The 19623-nt window shown below is 69.7% G+C and carries 21 protein-coding genes; 15 read left to right on the forward strand and 6 right to left on the reverse strand.

Going from position 1 to position 19623, the window contains the following annotated elements:
• Positions 1-2: 2 nt before the first annotated feature.
• Positions 3-779 (reverse strand): DUF6517 family protein, encoded by a 777-nt coding sequence (locus ACFQE9_RS07700; RefSeq protein WP_379742777.1) that lies wholly within the window; start codon positions 777-779, stop codon positions 3-5.
• A gap of 174 nt (positions 780-953) precedes the next feature.
• Between ACFQE9_RS07700 and ACFQE9_RS07705 the strand changes: the two genes are divergently transcribed.
• The 4 genes from ACFQE9_RS07705 (at position 954) to hisG (ending at position 6166) form a co-directional block, all read left to right on the forward strand.
• Entirely contained in the window at positions 954-2132 is a 1179-nt protein-coding gene (locus tag ACFQE9_RS07705; RefSeq protein WP_379742780.1) for a thiamine ABC transporter substrate-binding protein, read from the forward strand.
• A gap of 108 nt (positions 2133-2240) precedes the next feature.
• A complete protein-coding gene (locus tag ACFQE9_RS07710; protein WP_379743071.1) occupies positions 2241-4034 on the forward strand; it encodes an ABC transporter permease in 1794 nt (597 codons plus the stop codon).
• Entirely contained in the window at positions 4024-5169 is a 1146-nt protein-coding gene (locus ACFQE9_RS07715; RefSeq protein ID WP_379742783.1) for an ABC transporter ATP-binding protein, read from the forward strand. The genes ACFQE9_RS07710 and ACFQE9_RS07715 overlap by 11 nt, the downstream gene beginning before the upstream one ends.
• 52 nt (positions 5170-5221) lie before the next feature.
• Positions 5222-6166, forward strand: a complete 945-nt coding sequence (gene hisG / locus ACFQE9_RS07720) for an ATP phosphoribosyltransferase (protein ID WP_379742786.1) — start codon at positions 5222-5224, stop codon at positions 6164-6166.
• A 27-nt stretch (positions 6167-6193) separates the two neighbouring features.
• On the opposite strand, the gene ACFQE9_RS07725 is transcribed toward hisG, so the two are convergent.
• The 3 genes from ACFQE9_RS07725 to ACFQE9_RS07735 form a co-directional block, all read right to left on the reverse strand.
• Positions 6194-7183 (reverse strand): CPBP family intramembrane glutamic endopeptidase, encoded by a 990-nt coding sequence (locus ACFQE9_RS07725; protein WP_379742789.1) that lies wholly within the window; start codon positions 7181-7183, stop codon positions 6194-6196.
• A 90-nt stretch (positions 7184-7273) separates the two neighbouring features.
• Positions 7274-7636, reverse strand: coding sequence for a DUF7473 family protein (locus tag ACFQE9_RS07730; protein ID WP_379742792.1), 363 nt, complete (start codon positions 7634-7636; stop codon positions 7274-7276).
• Positions 7637-7709: 73 nt separating this feature from the next.
• Positions 7710-8267, reverse strand: coding sequence for a TATA-box-binding protein (locus ACFQE9_RS07735; RefSeq protein WP_379742795.1), 558 nt, complete (start codon positions 8265-8267; stop codon positions 7710-7712).
• 104 nt (positions 8268-8371) lie between these two features.
• Between ACFQE9_RS07735 and pheA the strand changes: the two genes are divergently transcribed.
• The 10 genes from pheA to hjc all read left to right on the forward strand — a co-directional run bounded on the left by pheA (position 8372) and on the right by hjc (position 17096).
• Positions 8372-9193, forward strand: a complete 822-nt coding sequence (pheA, locus tag ACFQE9_RS07740; protein ID WP_379742798.1) for a prephenate dehydratase — start codon at positions 8372-8374, stop codon at positions 9191-9193.
• Between the two features lie 94 nt (positions 9194-9287).
• Positions 9288-9722, forward strand: coding sequence for an Hsp20/alpha crystallin family protein (locus ACFQE9_RS07745; RefSeq protein WP_379742800.1), 435 nt, complete (start codon positions 9288-9290; stop codon positions 9720-9722).
• Positions 9719-10966 (forward strand): NAD(P)/FAD-dependent oxidoreductase, encoded by a 1248-nt coding sequence (locus ACFQE9_RS07750; RefSeq protein ID WP_379742803.1) that lies wholly within the window; start codon positions 9719-9721, stop codon positions 10964-10966. The genes ACFQE9_RS07745 and ACFQE9_RS07750 overlap by 4 nt, the downstream gene beginning before the upstream one ends.
• A 64-nt stretch (positions 10967-11030) precedes the next feature.
• A complete protein-coding gene (locus ACFQE9_RS07755; RefSeq protein WP_379742806.1) occupies positions 11031-11213 on the forward strand; it encodes a DUF5786 family protein in 183 nt (60 codons plus the stop codon).
• Positions 11210-11785: an endonuclease dU gene (locus ACFQE9_RS07760; RefSeq protein WP_379742809.1), complete on the forward strand. Its 576-nt coding sequence runs from the start codon at positions 11210-11212 to the stop codon at positions 11783-11785. The genes ACFQE9_RS07755 and ACFQE9_RS07760 overlap by 4 nt, the downstream gene beginning before the upstream one ends.
• Before the next feature lie 75 nt (positions 11786-11860).
• Positions 11861-12589 carry a uracil-DNA glycosylase gene (locus ACFQE9_RS07765; RefSeq protein ID WP_379742812.1) on the forward strand — a complete coding sequence of 243 codons (729 nt, stop codon included), beginning with the start codon at positions 11861-11863 and terminating at the stop codon, positions 12587-12589.
• A 111-nt stretch (positions 12590-12700) separates the two neighbouring features.
• Entirely contained in the window at positions 12701-13360 is a 660-nt protein-coding gene (gene hisH, locus ACFQE9_RS07770; RefSeq protein ID WP_379742815.1) for an imidazole glycerol phosphate synthase subunit HisH, read from the forward strand.
• A 120-nt stretch (positions 13361-13480) separates the two neighbouring features.
• Positions 13481-14770: an amidohydrolase gene (locus ACFQE9_RS07775; protein ID WP_379742818.1), complete on the forward strand. Its 1290-nt coding sequence runs from the start codon at positions 13481-13483 to the stop codon at positions 14768-14770.
• A gap of 489 nt (positions 14771-15259) precedes the next feature.
• Positions 15260-16546 (forward strand): adenosylhomocysteinase, encoded by a 1287-nt coding sequence (locus tag ACFQE9_RS07780; RefSeq protein WP_379742821.1) that lies wholly within the window; start codon positions 15260-15262, stop codon positions 16544-16546.
• 127 nt (positions 16547-16673) lie between these two features.
• Positions 16674-17096, forward strand: coding sequence for a Holliday junction resolvase Hjc (hjc, locus tag ACFQE9_RS07785; protein WP_379742824.1), 423 nt, complete (start codon positions 16674-16676; stop codon positions 17094-17096).
• A 51-nt stretch (positions 17097-17147) separates the two neighbouring features.
• Here the strand turns inward: hjc and ACFQE9_RS07790 are convergent, their stop codons facing one another.
• Positions 17148-17810 carry an SWIM zinc finger family protein gene (locus tag ACFQE9_RS07790; RefSeq protein WP_379742827.1) on the reverse strand — a complete coding sequence of 221 codons (663 nt, stop codon included), beginning with the start codon at positions 17808-17810 and terminating at the stop codon, positions 17148-17150.
• Positions 17811-18137: 327 nt separating this feature from the next.
• Here ACFQE9_RS07790 and ACFQE9_RS07795 point away from each other — a divergent pair, with 327 nt between their 5' ends.
• Positions 18138-18377, forward strand: a complete 240-nt coding sequence (locus tag ACFQE9_RS07795) for a DUF7472 family protein (RefSeq protein WP_379742830.1) — start codon at positions 18138-18140, stop codon at positions 18375-18377.
• A gap of 98 nt (positions 18378-18475) precedes the next feature.
• Here the strand turns inward: ACFQE9_RS07795 and ACFQE9_RS07800 are convergent, their stop codons facing one another.
• Entirely contained in the window at positions 18476-19600 is a 1125-nt protein-coding gene (locus tag ACFQE9_RS07800; protein ID WP_379742833.1) for a DNA primase, read from the reverse strand.
• Between the last annotated feature and the right edge of the window lie 23 nt (positions 19601-19623).

A 19623-nucleotide genomic window follows, 5' to 3' on the forward strand; every position in this document is an offset into this window, starting at 1 on the left:
GCCTACTCCACGGAGACGATGAGCGCCTCGACGTCCTCCTCGTATGTCGCCGGGTCGGCCGAAAGCGCCTCCGAGTCGACGAGCTCCTCCGCGTCGGGCGCTCCCTCGGGGAGCCCCTCGTCGATCGCGGCCGTCATCCGTTCGACCGGATAGGCGCCGCCGGCGATCAGGACGTCGGTCCCGTCGTGCCAGACCGCGAGGCGTCCCTCCATCTGGATGGTTCCGGAGATCTCCTCCGTTCCGCCGAAGCCGGTGTCGATCGTCGAGGTCGCGGCGAACGACCCGCGGTAGGTGTAGGCGGTCGCCTCGTGGCCGGTCGCGATGTCCATGGTCCCCTCGTTCGTCCGCTCGACGTCCTCGAGGCCGGCGCTCGACAGCTGGCTACGGAACGCCTGGTCCGCGGCCGTCACCACCTGCGACATCACCCGGTCCCGGCCGACGCCGAGCGGGAGCTGGTCGATCGCGGGCCGCAGGTCGACCCGCGTGGCGAAGAACACGACCGGCGAGCCGTCCGAGTCGAACGTCTCGGCGGCGGCCTCCGCGACCCCACGGTGTTCGTATGCGCGCGTGTGTTCGAGCGCGGTGACCGTGACCGGACCGACCTCCTCCTCGAGGATGGTGCTGCTCGACTCGTCGACGAGCTCCCAGTCCTCGATGCGGTCGTCGGTCACCTCCGGCGGCGGTACCTCGCCGTCGCGTCCCCCCAGACAGCCCGCGAGCCCCACGGTTCCGACCGCCGCGGCGCCCGCGAGCAGCTCGCGTCGTGTTGACTCCGACATCGTCGCTTCGGTTCGCGGGCGGGACGGATAGCCGTGTCGGTCGGAAACCCGACGTCGAAGCGTCGCCTCGAGACTCCGCAGCCGAGGATCGACCCGAAACCCGACACCACACCCGTTCAGCGTCGCCGATCCGAGCCACGCGGTTTATGTATCACCGACGGAAACAACCGGGTAATGACCGACCGCCGTGCCGAACACGGAGCCGGCGACGTCCTCGATCGTCGCGCGTTTCTGGCCGCCGCGGGCGCCGCGACGGCGGGGCTCGCGGGGTGTTCGGGTTCCGACCCGGAGGACGGAAACGGATCGACCGACGAAACGGAGCGGCCGCCCGACGCCGGCGGGAACGGAAACGTGACCGGGACGCCCTCGACGCCCGGGGAGCGGACCCTCGTCGTGGGGACCTACAGCGCCTTCATCGACGCCCCCTCGACGAGCCCGGGCGCGTGGCTCAAGGAGGCCTTCGAGTCGGAGTTCGACGCCGAGCTGGTCTGGCAGACGCCGCCGAACGACCTCAACTACTACATCGAACGGCACAACGCCGGCGTCGACGTCGAGGCCGACCTCTATCTCGGGGTGAACCCCGACGACCTGGTCCGCGTGGACGAGAACGTCGACGGCGATCTGTTCGCCGAGGCGGGCGACGTCGAGGGGACGGAAGCCGTCAAGTCGGGCCTCGAGTTCGATCCCGCGGATCGGGCGATCCCATACGACACGGGCTACATCAGCCTGGTCTACGACGGCACCGAGACCGAGGCGCCGGAGACGTTCGAGGGGCTCCTCGAGGAGGAACACCGCGGCGACCTGATCGCCCAGACGCCCTCCGGCGACACGGGCCGGGCGTTCCTGTTGCACACGGTCCACGAGTTCGGCGACGAGGGCGAGTACGACTACCTCGATTTCTGGGCGGACCTCCAGGCGAACGACGTGCGGGTGCTCGGCTCCTGGAGCGACGCCTACGACGCCTGGACGGGCGGCGAGGCGCCGATGGTCGTCTCCTACTCCACGGACCAGGTGTTCGCCGCCGACAGCGGCGCCGACCTCGATGAACACCAGATCCGGTTTTTGAACGACCAGGGCTACGCGAACCCCGAGGGGATGGCGGTCTTTTCGGAGGCCGCCGATCCCGACCTCGCCAGGCAGTTCATGTCCTTCGTCCTGCGCCCGGCGGTGCAGGGCCAGATCGCCCAGCGAAACGTCCAGTTCCCGGCGACCGACGACGCCGAGTTGCCCGACGACTACGCCGACCTCGCCAAGGAGCCGCCGGAACCGGTCACCTTCACCTACGAGGAGCTACAAGGGTCGCTCGATGGCTGGGTCGACGCCTGGGAACGCCAGTTCGCCGGTGGCAACTGACGCGTCGGCCCCCGAAGATCGGGAGGGCCCACGGTGAGCGACCGATCCGACCGCGGCCGATCGCGCGATGAGCGACCCCGCGACGAAAACGGGTCGTTCGACGCCGGTTTGGAGCGGTTCCGTACTGCGTTCGCCCGCGTTCGTGCCGGCCTCGAGCGGCGAGCGATCGCGGTCCTCGCCGCGGTCACGGTCCTCGTTCTCCTCGTCGTGTTCTACTACCCCGTCGCGACCGTGTTCGTCGAGGCGCTCGTCGTCGACGGGAGGGTCACGGCGTCGGCGTTCCTCGAGATCCTCCGCGATCCGTTCTACTTCGGGGACCTCGCTCGGGTCCTCACGGGCGAGTCCCCGGTCGCGGCCGCCCGGGATCTCCTCGGACCCGATCGACACCTCGGGATCGTCGGGTTCACCGCCTATCAGGCCGCGCTCTCGACGAGCGCGAGCGTCGCGCTCGGGCTTCCGGGGGCCTACCTGCTGGCCCGCTTCGAGTTTCCCGGACGACGCGCGCTGCGTTCCGTCACCATCCTCCCCTTCGTGCTTCCGTCGATCATGGTCGCGACGGGGTTCGTCGCCACGTTCGGGCGAACGGGGACGCTGAACGCCGCGCTTGCCGCCGTGGGACTGCCCCGCCTCGAGCTGCTCTACACGCTCGAGGCCATCGTGATCGCCCACGCGTTCTACAACGCGCCCCTCGTCGCCCGCGTCACCACCGCGGCCTGGGAGTCGGTCGACGCGAGCGCGGTCGAGACCGCGAGAAGCCTCGGTGCGAGCCCCTTCCGCGCCTTCCTCGACGTGGTCGCGCCGCAGCTGTATCCGGCGGTGCTGTCGGGGGCCGCGCTGGCCTTCGTGTTCACGTTCGGAAGCTTCCCCATCGTGCTCGCGCTCGGGGGGTTCGAGCTCGCGACCGTCGAGGTGTTCGTCTACCGGCTCGTCCGCGACCTCGAGTACACGGAGGCCGCCGCGCTCGCGCTCCTCGAGTTGGGCATCTCGCTTTCGATCCTCTACGCCTACCTCCGGTACGAGGCGGCACACACGGTCCGATCGCGGGGCATCCGCCCGCTTCCGCGTCGCCCACTCCGACCGCCGACCGGCTCGGCGAGGGAACTCCTCCTCCGGTCCGGACTCGGAATCTACGTCCTGCTCGCCGGGATCGTCTTCCTCGCGCCGATCGCGAGCATGCTCCTCGCCAGCGTGACCGACCCCGGCGGGATCACGCTCGACCACTACCGGTTCCTCCTCGAGCGGCAGCGGACCGGGGCGGCGTTTCAGGTGCGGCCGTGGGACGCGATCCGAAACTCGCTCCTCTTCGGGCTCGCCGCCCTCGCGGTCGCGTTGCCGATGGGCGTGATCGTCGCCGTCTCCAGCACCCGCGGGTACCGCGGCCGAAAGGTCGTCGACGCCGTGGCGATGGCGCCGCTCGCGGTCTCCGGGATCGTCGTCGGGCTCGGGCTGCTCCGCGGGCTCGTCTTCGGAGCGGAGGTCGCCGGGACGCGGATCGCCGTCGGCGGCGCCGTCGCGATCGTCGCCGCACACGCCGTGGCCGGCTACCCGTTCGTGGTTCGGACCGTCGCACCCGGCCTCGAGTCGCTCGACCGCTCGCTCGTCGAGTCCGCACGGGCGCTCGGGGCCTCCCGGATCCGCGCGCTCGTGGACGTCGAACTCCCCCTCGTCTGGCCGGGGATCGTCGCGGGCGCGGCGTTCGCGTTCGCGATCTCCGTCGGCGAGTTCTCGGCCACCGTCGTGCTCGCGACCGGGACCGACCAGTACACGATGCCGGTCGCGATGGAGCGGTTCATCGGCCGGCGGCTCGGCCCCGCGACCGCGATGGGCGTCGTTCTCCTGTTCGTCACCGCCGCCAGCTTCCTCGTGATCGACCGGCTCGGGGGTGACGGCGGTGGGATCTGAGAGTTCCCCGCCGATCGCCGTCGAACTGGAGGCCGTCTCGCGTCGGTACGGCGACACGACCGCCGTCGACGAGGTGTCGATACGGGTCCCTCGCGGCGAGTTCTTCACGCTCGTCGGCCCCTCCGGCTGCGGGAAGACGACCACGCTCCGGCTGATCGCGGGCTTCGAGGAGCCGTCGGCCGGTACGGTTCGGTTCGGCGACCGGGACGTGTCGGGCGTCCCGCCCGAGGAGCGCGAGGTTGGCGTCGTCCTCCAGAACTACGCGCTGTTTCCGCACATGACCGTCGGCGAGAACGTGGCCTACGGGCTTCGGTTCTCCGACCCGCCGGGTGACGTCTCCGAGACCGAACGCGTCGCGGAGCTGCTCGATCTGGTCGATCTCCCGGAGGCGACCGATCGGGACCCCGACGAACTCTCGGGCGGTCAACGACAGCGCGTCGCGCTCGCCCGCGCCCTGGCGCCGGGGCCCGACGTCCTGCTTCTCGACGAGCCGATGAGCGCCCTCGACGCGAAGCTCCGCGAGCGCCTCCGGCTCCAGGTGCGGTCGATCCAGCGCGAGCTCGACATCACCACCATCTACGTGACCCACGACCAGGAGGAGGCGCTCGCGATCTCAGACCGCGTGGCGGTCATGAACGGGGGACACCTCGAACAGGTCAACACGCCCCAGGCCGTCTATCGGCGGCCGGAGACGCGCTTCGTGGCCGAGTTCGTCGGCGACAACAACGTGTTCTCGGGGACCGCGCTCCGGTCGAGCGACCCTGCCGAAACCCCTTCGGTTCCGGTCGAGATCGGCGGCGAGACCGTCCGCGTGGATCCCGGACGCCGATCGATCCGCTCCGGGGATCGGGTCACCGTCTGCGTGAGGCCGGAGGCGCTGCGGATCGACGCGGACGGAACGATCCACGACGCGCCCGACAACCGACTCAAAGCGACCGCGGAGAGCGCCGAGTTCCTCGGGGAGACGACCCGGGTCCACCTCGCGTGGAACGGCCGGGAACTCCTCGCGCGAACCCGGGATCCGATCGCGGGGGACGTGACGGTCGGGTTCGATCCCGACGACGTTCACGTGGTAACCGTCGAGCGTGGTGGCGAGCGAAGCGTGGACGACGACGACCGATCCGGCGACGAGTGAGGCGATCGGCGGCGGACGAAAACTGTTTCCACCCGCCCCGCGATGTCCCGGTATGCGAATCGCCGTGCCCAACAAGGGGCGTCTCCACGAGCCGACGATCGAGCTGTTGGAACGCGCCGGTCTCCACCTCGAACGGACGGCCGACAGACAGCTGTACGCCGACACCGTCGATCCGGACGTCTCCATCCTCTTTGCGCGCGCGGCGGACATCCCGGAGTACGTCCGCGACGGCGCGGCCGATCTGGGGATCACGGGCCTCGACCAGGCCGTGGAGTCCGGAGCGGTCGTCGAACGCGCCGCGGCCGCCGGCTCGACGGGCGAGTCGGAGGAGGACACAGACGGTGACGGAGCGGGCGGCACGGAGGACACGCCCCTCGTCGACCTCCTCGATCTCGGATACGGAACCTGCCGGCTCGTTCTCGCGGCGCCCGAGGACGGCGAGATCGGATCGGTGGCCGACCTCGAGGGACGGACCGTCGCCACCGAGTTCCCGGGAATCACCCGGTCGTACTTCGAGACGGTCGGCGTTGACGCCGAGATCGTCACCGTCACCGGAGCCACCGAACTGACCCCACACGTCGAGATGGCCGACGCGATCGTCGACATCACCTCGACGGGGACCACCCTGAAGGTCAACCGCCTCGCGGTGATCGACGAGGTGCTCGAGTCCTCGGTGCGGCTGTTCGCCCGTTCCGACGTGGTCGAGGACGGGAAGGTACGGGAGGTGATGACCGCGCTCGAGTCCGTGCTCGCGGCCGAGGACAAACGCTACCTGATGATGAACGCGCCGACGGCGAAGCTGCCAGACGTCAAGGACGTCCTGCCCGGACTCGGCGGGCCGACCGTGATGGACGTCGAGGCCGACGAGAACGGCGACGGGATGGTCGCCGTCCACGCCGTCGTCGACGAGGGCGACGTCTTCTCGACGATCACCGACCTCAAGGCGGTCGGCGCGACCGGGATCCTCGTCACGGAGATCGAGCGGCTCGTGGAGTAGCTCGGGGCGCCTTCCGAGGCGACATCCTCACGCTTCCGCGTTCGGATCGGCGTCGGTCCCGGAGCCGCTCGCGTCGGTCACCGTATCGGGCGCCAGCACGGACGGATGGATCCGGAGCCCCCCGGTCCGGCGATCGACCCACCACGCGATCGCCACACAGCCGACGAGGATGCCACAGAGCCCGAGCACCCCGCCCTCGGGGCCGAACCGCCCGCCCGAGAGGACCGCGGGGCCGACCACCTGCGTCTCGATCACGGTCGCGGGGATCGAGATCCCCGAGACGCTGAACCCGAAGACCGCCCCCTGCGCGAAGTTCCACGTGACGTGTATCCCGATCGGGATCGCGAGCTCGCCGGTGAGGACGTAGCCGAGCGCGAGGAACACGCCGGCCAGGCCGATGATCGCCGTCGAGAGGGCCGTCGCGTTCGGGTTCGTCGCATGGAGGACGCCGAAGACGCCCGAGGAGACGGCCACGGCGACGCCGACGGCGAGGCGGTCCCCGGCGAATCGCAGTCCCTCCGCGAGGTTCGAGAGGAGCCAGCCGCGGATCAACAGCTCCTCGTAGATCCCGACCGCGAGGAACAGAGCGAGAACGCCCGCGAACGCGCCCGCGAAGCCCCCCGTCGAGACGAACGTGCCGCTCGGGACGTACCAGCCGGCGGCCCACCCGACGAGGAAGATCGCCGCCTGAAGGAGGGCGCCGAGCGCGAGTCCGAACCCGCAGTCGATCCACCACTCGCGGTCGATCCGGAGCCCGTAGTCGTCGAACCGCCTCCGGTCGATCGTTCGAGCGACGACAGCACAGCCGACGGTCACGATCGCGAGGCTTCCGAGGCCGGTGAGCGCGAGCGCCGTCGCGCCCTCCGGGAGCGACACGCCGAGCGCGCCGATACCCAGCATGGTCGCGCCCGCGAGGAGGCCGAAGACCACGACCGTGAGGACCAGCCGGATCGGGAGGCGTAGGCGCCGTTCGTCGTCGTTCCAGACGACGGTCCGGGCCCGCGAGAGGGGACGCATGGACGAACGTGGCGCGTCAAGCAGTATAAACCTACACCCGGGGTGCGGGGTTCGATCAGTGCCCCGCTGCGGGTTCGGCGGTCGAGTCGGTCACGTCGGCCGGCTGGCGATCAGGATCGCCACGCCGACGACGACCACGGTCACCAACACCGTGATCACGAAGTGGATGAACGTGATGAGCGCGGTGCCCCGCGGCGGCTGACCGTAGGCGCGGTGAATGGCGGCCGCGTCCAGCAGGATCGCGACCGGGACCGAAAGCGCGGCCGGAAGCGAGAACGCCCCGCCGACGACGCCGACGACCGCCGGAAGCGGGCCGACGAGGAGGGCCCGCTTCGGGTCGACGTCCCCGAGGACGTTTCTGGCGGCGAGGTGTGCCGTGACCGACAGCCCGAACGCGAAGAACACGATCGTAAAGAGAACCGCGATGGAGCCGGACCCCGACTGGAGGAGCATCACGTACGCGTTGTCCGTCGAGGGCTAAAGCGTCGTGGGTCCGACGGGAGGCAGGCGACGCACTCGTGGTCGCTCAAAGCAGTCCGAGTTCCTCGAGACGCTCGACGATGACGTCGACGGCGGCGGCCGCGTCGGCGGGCTCCTTCCCGCCGGTGATGACGAGCTTGCCCGAGCCGAAGAGGAGGGCGACGACGTCCGGGTCGTCGAGGCGATAGACGAGTCCGGGGAACTGCTCGGGCTCGTACTCGATGTGTTCGAGTCCCAGCCCGATCGCGATCGCGTTGAGGTTGAGGTCCTCGCCGAGGTCCGCGGAGGTAACGATGTTTTGAACCGTGATCTCCGGGTCCTCCTCGACCGGGATCTCGAGGGCTCGAAGCTCGTCGAAGACCATGTTCAGGCTCTCGTGGACCGCGTCCGTGGAGTTCGCGCCCGTACAGACGATCTTCCCCGACCGGAAGATGAGCGCGGCCGACTTCGGGGATTTCGTGCGATAGACGAGTCCGGGGAACTGTTCGGGGTCGTAGTCGGCGCCCGCCAGATCCATCGCCACGCTCTCGAGGTCCAGCTCCTGGCCGATCCCCGTCGACGCGACGACGTTCTCGATGGTGATCGTGTCCTTCGGATCGGTCATCAACGGTGTACACGTCGACGTATTGATTTATAAAGGTTCGTCGTCGAGGGCGACGAGCGCGCGCCTCCGGCACGCTTTTGGGCGCCGGCCGGCAATCGCGGACGATGAACGTTGTCACGCTCGGCCCCGCCGGCACCTACTCACACCGGGCCGCCCGGGCCGTCGCCGATGACGTGGCGTTTCGCGAGTCGGTCACGGCGATCGTCGAGTCGGTCTCCTCGGGGGAGTTCGACCGCGGCGTCGTGCCAATCGAGAACAGCATCGAGGGGTCGGTGACGGAGAGCCTCGACGCCCTCGCGGACGAGGAGGTCGCCGTCGTCGAGGAGATCGTCACCCCGATCCGACACGCCCTGCTCGCGCAGGCCGAGGACTTCGACGTGGTCGCAAGCCACTCGCAGGCGCTCGCGCAGTGTCGGACCTACCTCGAGCGCGAGTACCCCGACGTCGACCAGGAGGCGGTCGCCTCGACGGCACGCGGCGTCGAGCGCGCGCGCTCGGACGCCAGCGTCGCCGGGATCGGCCACCCCGACAACGCCGAGCCGATCGACGGCGAGGGGACGACCCTCCGCGTCCTCGCGGAGGACATCCAGGACCGGTCCTCGAACGCGACGCGGTTCCTCGTCATCGCGCCGGCCACGGAGCGCTCGAGGGCGGGCGGCAAGACGACCCTGATCGTCTATCCGGACGCCAACTACCCCGGGCTCCTCCTGGAGATGCTCGAGGCGTTCGCCGACCGCGACGTCAACCTCTCGCGGGTCGAATCGCGTCCGAGCGGCAACCGCCTCGGCGACTACCTGTTCCACTTCGACATCGAGGCCGGACTCTACGAGCCGCGGACCCAGGCCGCACTCGAGACGCTCGAGGGGATCGCGGAGAACGGCTGGGTGCGCGTGCTCGGGTCCTACGATACGACGCACGTCGTGTGAATCGAGACGACACATCGTAGCCCGGGACGACACACGCCACGCGATCGCCCCCGTCCCGACAACGTTCAAGTCGATCGCGGACCTATCGGTACCCATGCCACGACGGGACCCCTTCGAGGAGATCGAACAGCTCTTCGACCGCATGAGCCGCGAGTTCGAGCAGATCGGCGGCGACATCGAGACCGGACTCGGCGGCGGATTCAGCGTCGACGTCGCCGAGACCGACGAGACGGTGACGGTGACCGCGGACCTCCCCGGATACGACCGCGAGGGGATAGACGTCACCCTCTCGGATCGAACCCTCACGATCGCGGCCGAGCGGTCCGAGGAGTACGCCGACGAGCGCGACGAGGACGACGTCCAGTACCACCGACGCGAGCGGCGCGAGCGGTCGGTCTCCCGTCGGGTCCGCCTGCCTGCCGACGTCGAGGAGGACTCGGCGTCGGCGACCTACAACAACGGCGTGTTGACGATCGAGTTCTCGAAGCGGGTCGCCGACGACGGCGGCCACCGGATCGACGTCGAGTGAGCGAACGACGGCTCGCGCGGGACGTATCGCCCGAAGTCGTCGTGGTCGGCGGCGGCGTCATCGGCTGTGCGATCGCCCGTGAACTCGCCGTCGACCGGCGGGTCCTCCTCCTCGAGCGCGATCGGATCGCCGCGGGCGCCACGGGGCGTGCCGCCGGCGAGGTGACGATGTCGCCGTCGTATCCGGACTACCCCGGGATCGCGGCCCACGCGAACGCGTTCTTCGATCGGTACGACGCGACGGGCGCCATCGAGTACGTCGAGGCGCCGAGCGTCGAGCCCGTCTCGCCGGACCGCGAGGAGGCGGCGAGGGCGCGCGTCGACCGGCTCCGAAACGAGGTCGCAAACGGCGGGCTGGACGTCGCATTCGAGTCGCCCGACGCGGTCGAGCGGCGGTGGCCCGCCCTGGACATGTCCGGGTACGCCGGCGCGGTTCGGTTCGCGAACGCCGGCTACCTCGATCCCGCCGAACTCGCGGACGCCCTGCGCGCCGACGCCGAGGAGTCGGGGGCACGCGTCGAGACGGGAGTGACCGTCACCGGGATCCGCGTCGACGGGGAAGGGGATAATGGCGGGGATGGAACCGAACCCGTGGGCGGAACCGATGGCGGAGCCGATTCCGGTTCCGTGATCGGCGTCGAAACCGATCACGGAGCCATCGACTGTTCGACCGTCGTCGCCGCGGCGGGTTGGCGAACCCGGGAATTGCTCGCGCCCGACCTCCCGATACCGATCCGCCCCTATCGGACCCAGTGCGTGGTGATCCGCTCGCCGGCGCTTCGCGGTCGGGACGTCTCGATGGGGTGGCTTCCCGGTCCCGACGTCTACTTCCGGCCGATGGGCGAGGACGAACTGCTCGTCGGTGGCCGTTCCGCCGCGGTCGACGATCCCGCGGCGGCGAGCCGATCGGCCGACGGGGCGTTCCGCGAGCACGCCTCGGAGATCGGTTCCGGCCTGCTCGCGGACCCCGATCCCGTCCGGATCGTCGACGACTGGGCCGGCGTCGACGCCGCGACGCCGGACACCCGACCGATCGTCGACCGGCCGGCGGCGGGACCGGACGGGCTGGCCGTCGCAACGGGCTTTCACGGTCGGGGGATCATGACCGCGCCCGTCGCCGCGACGCTGATCCGACACCGGATCGAGGGAACCGATCCGCCGTTCCCCGGCGATCCCTTCGCACTCTCGCGGTTCGAGGATCGCTCGGCGGACTTCCGGTTCGCCTCGATCAGCGACGGCGGGTGAGCCGGGGGTTCGCGGCCCGTTCCGGCAGTAGTTTTTTGACGTTCGATCGACAATATTCACACGTATGGGCTTCGGGAGCTACGATGAATCCGAACAGGAGAATCAGGACCTGGACGCCGACTTCGAGGACGACGACGGGGTCCGCACCGCCGAGAACGACCACCAGGGACGGGTGGAATACGAGATCGGCGCGTCCAACGACGAGCTGTTGGATCGGCTCCAGGACATCAAGGACCACGGGGAGTGAAACCCGGTAGCCGCTCGCTCGGGATCGCGTTCAGCGACGGCCCCGAGCGCAGCCGGCTCGGCGGCGCGCTCGTTCGCGCGGACGGTCGCGTCGACGACCTGGTCGGCGCTACCTGCACCGTCGGCGGAACCGACGCGACCGCGGCGACGATCGACCTCTTCGAAACGCTCGATCGCGAGGACGTTCGCCGGCTCGTGATCGCCGGGATCGCCCCCGCGTGGTTCAACGTCGTCGACCTCCGTGCGGTCCACCGCGCCGTCGACCGACCCGTTCTCTCCGTCTCCTACGAACCGAGTCCGGGACTCGAGTCCGCGATCCGGGAGGCGTTCGACGGCGAGGAGGGCCGGGAACGGCAGTCGATCTATCGATCGCTTCCGGAGCGACGTCGGGTGTCGACCTCCTCGAGTGAGGACGGTCCGGATCGCTTCGTGCGCGCCGTCGGCGTCGAACCGGATCGGGCCGAGGAGATCGTCCGGCGGTTGACGATCGACGGCGCCGACCGCCCCGAGCCGGTTCGAGTCGCAAAGCGGGCGGCCAGAGCGTTCCGGCGGTTCGCCGGCGATTCCGGATGACGGGAGCGTTCGAACCCCCTCCCGATCGCTTCTCGACCCGATCGGCTTTTTGTCCCCCGCGGCCGCCGGATCGGTATGGTCCACGACGAGGGAAGGGTCGTTTCGGACGGCGGCTCGAGCGCTCCGGACGACAGCTCGAGCGCTCCGAACGGCGGGCTCGGCGACGATCTGTGCGTCGAGGAGTGCACGCGCTGTCCGGCGCTCGTCGAGTCGCGCTCGCGGATCGTGAACGGATCCGGGCCGACCGACGCCGCCCTCGCCTTCGTCGGGGAGGCCCCGGGCGCCGACGAGGACGAGCAGGGGAAACCGTTCGTCGGCCGGTCCGGCGACGTTCTCGACGAGGCGCTTCGGGAGGCGGGGATCGCCCGTGCGGACGTCCGCATCACGAACTGCGTGCGGTGTCGTCCGCCCGACAACCGTGATCCCTCCGCCGAGGAGCTGTCGAACTGCCGGGGACACCTGGACGCCGAGATCGATCGCCTCGATCCCGAGTTGATCGTTACCCTCGGGAAGGTCCCCAGCCAGCACCTCCTCGAGCGCGAGGTGGCGATCACCTCGGAGGCCGGTTCCGTGGTCGACGAGCGGATCGGCGGCGCCTCCCGGCGCGTGCTGTTGTCCGTCCACCCCGCGGCGACGCTTTACGACCGGAGCCAGCGCGACGGCTTCTTCGAGGCGATCGGCGAGGCCGCCCGGATCGCCGGGATCGGAGCCGGAAGGTCGGACGAGGCCGGAGACGGGAACGGGGGCGGGGAACCCGGCGCCTCGTCCGGACCGGACGGCCAGTCGCGACTCGGGGAGTTTTGAGGACGATCGAAGCGCCCCGATCCCTCATCCGGAGCGTCCCGGTTCGCTGGACCCGCCCGCCTCCGCGATCGGGAGGGAAACCGACTTGACGGCGGCCCGCCCAGAACGCGTATGGGCATTCCCGAGCCACCCGACGAGGTGCTGGCCGATGTCGTGATCGTCGATTACGGCCTCGGAAACCTGCGGTCCGCGACGCGCGGGCTCGAACGCGCGGGCGCGTCGGTGACGATCTCAGACGACCCGGAGACGTTCGCCGACGCCGACGGCGTCGTCCTGCCCGGCGTGGGCGCGTTCCGCGAGGGGATGGAGAACGCCGGCCCCTACCGCGAGGCGCTCGTCGACCACGCCGAGGCCGGCCGGCCGCTCTTCGGCATCTGTCTCGGGATGCAGATGCTTCTCACCTCGAGCGAGGAGGCCGATCACGCCGGACAGGGCGAGGTCCGCGGCCTGGATCTGATCCCCGGACGAAACGTCCGGTTCGACGTCGACGAGAAGGTCCCCCACATGGGGTGGAACGACCTCTCCGTGGAGCGATCCCACCCGATCGCCGAGGGGATCGACGGGCGATATGCCTACTTCGTCCACTCCTATTACGCCGAGCCCGACGACGCGAACGCCGTCGTCGCCACGAGCGACCACGGCGTCGAGTTCCCGGCGATCGTCGCCAACGACGCGGGGAACGTCTTCGGCACCCAGTTCCACCCCGAAAAGAGCGGGGAGACGGGGCTTCGCATTCTCCGGAACTTCGTCGAGTACTGCGCGGAGCGCTGAGGACCGCCCTCGGTTCGGGCCGTCGGATCGCTACCCACTCGAGCCGCGGGATCGCCCCCGATCCGATGTGACTCTCGCGGCTTCGGTGGAGTTACGACGCCGGACGCTCGAGGCCCGCGTATGCACACGCTTGCGGTGACCGACGGTCGGGTGCTGCGCCCCGACGGCCGCGTGACGACCGACGACGTGTTGATCGACGCCGACGCGGGAACGATCGAGGCGATCGGCCCCGACCTCGAGGGGGACGAGGTCCTCGACGCCTCGGGCGGGCTGGTCATGCCCGGCCTCGTGAACGCCCACACCCACGTCTCGATGACCCTCCTTCGCGGCTACGCCGACGACAAGCCCCTCGACGCGTGGCTTCGCGAGGACATCTGGCCGGTGGAGGAGGAGCTCACCGACGACGACATCGAGGCGGGCGCCGAGCTGGGCGTGCTCGAGATGATCCGCTCTGGAACGACCGCCTTCGCGGACATGTACTTCGCGATGGACCGCGTGGCCGACGTGGTCGAGCGCGCCGGCGTCCGCGCGCGTCTCGGCCGCGGCATCGTCACGGTCGGGAAGGACCACGAGGAGGCCCGCGCCGACCTGGAGGACGGAGTCGAGTTCGCGACGACCTACGACGGTGCCGCCGACGGTCGGATCCACACGGCCGTGATGCCCCACTCGCTGACGACCGTCGAGGAGTCCATCCTCGAGGAGGCCGCCGACCTGGCCGCCGCCCACGACCTGCCGGTCCACCTCCACGCCAACGAGACCGAAAGCGAGGTCGACCCGATCGTCTCCGAACGCGGGATCCGGCCCATCGAGTATGCCGACGACCGGGGCGTGCTCGGCCCCTCGAGCTTCCTCGCACACGGCGTCCACCTCGACGACTCGGAGATCGCCCGACTGGCCGAGCGTGGGACCGCGGTCGTCCACTGTCCGGCCTCGAACATGAAGCTCGCCTCGGGCATCGCGCCGGTCCAGCGGCTGCGGGAGGCCGGGGTGACGGTCGGGATCGGGACCGACGGCGCCGCCTCGAACAACGACCTCGACCTCTTCGACGAGATGCGCGACGCCGCGATGGTCGGAAAGCTCGCCGCCGCGGACGCCTCGGCCGTCCCCGCGCCGGCGGTCGTCGAGATGGCGACGAGCGGTGGCGCCGAGGCGATCGGAGTTCCCGGCGGCCGGATCGAGGCCGGCGCCGCGGCCGATCTGATCGTCGTCGACCTGGAGTCCCCGCACCTCACGCCCGCCCACGACCTGGTCTCACACCTCGCGTACGCGGTGAGGGGTTCGGACGTGCGCCACACGGTCTGTGACGGATCGGTCCTCATGCGCGATCGGGAGGTCACCACGCTCGACGCCGACGCGGTGATGGAGCGGGCCGGGTCGGTCGCCGCCGACCTCGTCGCGCGTGCGGAGTGACGGTCGGCCCGTCCTCGGGAGCCTCCCCGTTCGGCCCCTGGAGATCGCTCCGTTCGACCGTTCGCCACGGCGATCGTTTACGGCCAAACCGGCAGTATAAACGGTCATAAACGGTTTACACGGTCAAAACGGCGAGGGGGATTTATTCTCTCCCCTCCCCTCGAACCGAGTGCGGGCGACGCGGGTCAAAGGCACACGATGGGGGGTTTCCCGGAACGTCCACACCGGACGTACCCACATCACTCACCACACCACTCACCACACCACATCTCCGGTCCCCTCCGTCGGTTCGTTCGCCTCCACTCACCCACCCACACCGTCGCCCGGTTCTTCATCGACGACGAGCCGAGACGCCGCCGAGCGGATGCCGTCACCACGTCGGTCGGATGCCGTCACCACGTCGATCGGATGTTCCCCTACGTCGAGCGGTCGCACCGTCTCCGGACCGGTGTCGGTAGGGTTTTTGAACACCGCGGGAAACGCTCGGGCATGAGCGATCCGTATCCGTCCGTAACCGAGCAGCTCGCGGACCCCGAGGCGGCCCGCGAGGAGGGCCGCCGAAAGATGGACTGGGCGATACAGCACATGCCGATCCTCTCGGAGCTTCGCGAGTCCTTCCTCGCCGATCGACCGCTCGAGGGCGAGGTCGTCGCGATGGCGATGCACGTCGAGGCGAAGACGGCGAACCTCGTCGAACTGCTGGCCGACGGCGGCGCGGAGGTCGCCATCACCGGCTGCAACCCGCTTTCGACCCACGACGACGTCTCGGCCGCCCTCGACGCCCACGAGAACATCACCTCGTACGCGGTGCGCGGCGTCGACGACGACGCCTACTACGACGCGATGCACGCCGTCGTCGCCCACGACCCGACGATCACGGTCGACGACGGGATGGACATGGTCAAACTCGTCCACGAGGAGTACCCCGAGCTGATCGACTCCGTCATCGGCGGCGCCGAGGAGACCACCACGGGCGTTCACCGCCTGCGCGCGATGGACGCGGACGGCGAACTCCGGTACCCGGTCTTCGCGGTCAACGACACCCCGATGAAGCGCCTGTTCGACAACGTCCACGGCACCGGCGAGTCCTCGCTCGCCACCATCGCGATGACGACGAACCTCTCGTTCGCGGGCAAGAACGTCGTCGTCGGCGGGTACGGCTACTGCGGCAAGGGCGTCGCGAAGAAGGCGTCGGGCCAGAACGCGAACGTGATCGTCACCGAGGTCGAGCCGCGCCGCGCCCTCGAGGCCCACATGGAGGGCTACGACGTCATGCCGATGGACGAGGCCGCGGCAAAGGGCGACGTCTTCATCACGACGACCGGCAACCGCGACGTGATCACGGGAGAACACTTCGAGCGCATGCAGGACGGCGTCCTCCTCGCGAACGCCGGCCACTTCGACGTGGAGGTGAACCTCGAGGAGCTGGCCGACCTCGCCGTCGACCGCTTCGAGGCGCGCGACGGCGTCGAGGCCTACGAGATGCCCGACGGCCGGGAGCTGAACGTGATCGCCGAGGGGCGACTCGTCAACCTCGCGGCCCCGCTCGCGCTCGGCCATCCCGTCGAGGTGATGGACCAGAGCTTCGGCATCCAGGCCGTCTGCGTGCGCGAGCTGGTCGAGAACGGCGACGCCTACGAGGCGGGCGTCCACGACGTCCCCGACGACCTCGACCGGGAGGTCGCCGAGATCAAACTCGACGCCGAGGGCGTCGAGTACGACGCGCTCTCGGCCGAACAGCGCGAGTACATGGACAGCTGGGAACACGGAACGTAGATCCGATCGCTGGACTGCGTCCCGACAATCCGATCGAGCGTCGCGTTTTTATCCTCGAGCCTGCAACCCTCCACGATGACCGAGATACGGGAGCGCCCCGCCCTCCGGGAGCACGCGGAGGCGATCGATGTCCGCTAACCGGAAGGGCGATCGCCGCGAGCGCGAGCTCGTCAACGCACTCGACGAGGCGGGGTTCGCGGTGATGCGCGCCCCGGCGAGCGGCAGCGCGACCGAGCGCGAGCTGCCCGACGTGCTCGCTGGAAACGGCGATCGGTTCTACGCGATCGAGGCGAAATCGAGCGCGGGCGACCCGATCTACCTCACCGGCGAGGAGGTCGAGGCGCTGTTGTTCTTCTCGCAGAACTTCGGCGCGAAGGCCCGGATCGCCGTCCGGTTCGACCGGGAGGACTGGTACTTCTTTCACCCCGGCGACCTCTACACCACCGACGGCGGCAACTACCGGGTGAAAAAGGAGACCGCGCTCGCGGACGGGACCGACTTCGCGGAGTTCGTCGGCGACTCGACGCGGGTCACGCTCGACGACCTGTAGGACGGAGGGTACTCGCTCCCGGACGGCGAACGGTTCGGTTCCGCCCTACGGTCAGGCGTCGACCCGCTCGCCGGCGGAACTCGAGTCGGTTCCGATTCGCTCGCCGGCGGCGTTCGAATCGGCGTCGTCGGCCGATCGACGCGGACCGGCGCGATCGTCGTCCCCTCGCGGACGTCGAAGCCGCGAGGCGGGAAAGCGGTAGCGCTTGCGATCGCTCGGCTCGATCACGCTCGAGGAACCGTTCTCGGTCCCGCCGCGAGCCTCCGCCTCCGAGATGTAGACCGCCTCGACGACCGGCTCGTGGGACCCGTAGTCGGCGTTCGTGGGGTACTCGCTCACCAGACGTCCCTCGTCCGTCTCCGTGGCGTCGGCACGGTCGGCCGTGACCGCGGTCACCAAGAGTCGCTTTCCGGTCTCGCGATCGCGTGCGATCTCGCCCGGCTCGAACAGATGGGTCTCACAGAGGTGTGCGCCAGCGGATCCGACCGGCACGAACGTCTCGCGTCCACAGACCGCACAGACGCCGACACGTTCGTTCGGTGCCGGAACCGAGCCGCTCGTCACCTCCATGGCCACCCGACGCAGGTGTTTACACCGGACGCCGCGGATCGCGGCGTCCGGACACGTACAGCTGCCGGCGGAGAGCGAGACGACGTAGGTGCCGCCCGTCGTCTCGACGACGTACCGCCGGTCCCGGGTCGGCCGGATCGTCATCGGCTCCGTCCGGGCACGCTTGGTGCGGGTACTCGCCTCTCGCGTCGGGGAGCCAAACGATTCCTGTGGAAACGGAGGTTCGCCTCTCGGAGCGTTTCGTGTATCGTTCGAATTGCCCCGTTTATCCCGATTATTCGTCATTCGATCACCCGAGGGGATACACCCCCAGTTCGTGTGGAACTTGCCGCCGAGCGTATTTAAATGGCGCGTCGATGGGACCTGTCGAAACCCGTCGATCTCGGGGGCTCAGCCTCCGTCTTTGAATCGCCGCGACGCCGTCGGGAGGCGTTTCGAAGTCCTTTTGGGCTCGCTCTTCCGACTTGCGGTATGGACATCGACGCGGAGCTTCGTCGGCAGATCGTCGTCTCCCTCGCCGCCGTCGTCGTCTTCTTCGCCGGTCTCGTCTACATCGGCCTCACCTACGGCAAGACCCCGGACCTTCCGGTCGAGGGGTCGTTCGCGCTGCCCCCCCAGGGCGCGATCGCGCTGGTCGGACTGCTCGTCGGGTTCGTCCTGTTGATGGCCGCCGTCGGCGCCTACCTGATCCGGGCCAACGGCGGCTCCTGAAAGCGTTCGTCGTTCACTGGGGATACGTTCGGAGTCGGTCCGATCCCTCCAGTCCTACTTCGGTCCGTCCCGCCCGTCTCACCGGCTTTCTCCCCGAGTCACGCGTCCGCGTCGACGTCGCCGGTCGTCCCGGTCGCCTCCGCCCGATCGCGCCAGCCGACGACGTCGTCGGCCGCCTCCAGCCGTCGCTCGTAGTAGGCGAGCGGGTCGCCCGCGATCTGCCAGTGGTCCTCCTCGTTGTGACAGATCCCGTAGGCCGAAAGCGTCTCGCAGGTCGGCGGCGGGTACTGCGTCCCCGTCTCGTCGCGGAGGAACTCCGTCTGATAGCGGATGGCCTCCGCATCGAGGCTCGTGTCGGCACAGAACGCGACGACCTCCTCGGGCGACATGTCCAGCCCCGTGAGGAAGGCCATGAGCGCGAACTCCTCGGGGGCCGAAAGTGCCGTCCCCCGCTCGGCCTTCTCGATCAGGTTTCGCATACACGGCGGGAACAGGTCCGGCGCGACCACCTCGATCGCGCCGACGCGCGGGCGCTCGGAGAGCAGCCGTCGCAGGTCCTCGACCTCGGCGGACAGCTCCGCGGCCAGCTCGTCGTCGTCGGCGAACTCGAAGGGGAGCCCCTCGAGCACCCGATCACGGACGGCCTCCTCGAGACACCGCAGGAGGTCGTCGCGGTCGATCGGGAGCGACCCGTCGGCCAGCTCGCGGTTGACGAGCCGCCAGCGGTCGCCCCAGTCGCTCGAGGAGAGCCGGAGGTAGGGGCCGACGTCGATCCGATAGCGCGCTCGGGCCGGGTTGACGGTCCGTCGTCCGGCCTCTCGTCGGACGGCGTCCTCGAGGTCGAACTCCCGGAGGACGTCCTCGAGTTCGATTCCGACGGTTCCCACGGACCGAAGCTCGTCGTCCCGATCGAGGTCCTCGAGGAGCCGGTCGATCGCCGTGGCGGCTTCCGCGCGCGCGTACTTCTCGATCGCGGCGTCGGACTCCAGGAGCGACACGAGGATCCGCGCGATCGGGTACGAGAGCAGTTCGGCCTGGACGCCGTATGCGTCCGGGGTCTCGCTCTCGACGGTGCCCTCGGTCAGCGCTCGCTCGACCCGCTCGCGGCCGCGCGCCACGGCCGGCGCTCCCTCCGCGACCAGCACGGGCAGCGAGACGTCCGCGGTCGCGACGGCCTCGCGGGCCGCCTCGAGGAACGGATAGCGCGCGTGGAGCCGGTCCATCTCGAGGCGGGGTTGGACGCGGG

This window comes from Halopenitus salinus (assembly GCF_042662125.1).
GTDB lineage: Archaea > Halobacteriota > Halobacteria > Halobacteriales > Haloferacaceae > Halopenitus > Halopenitus salinus.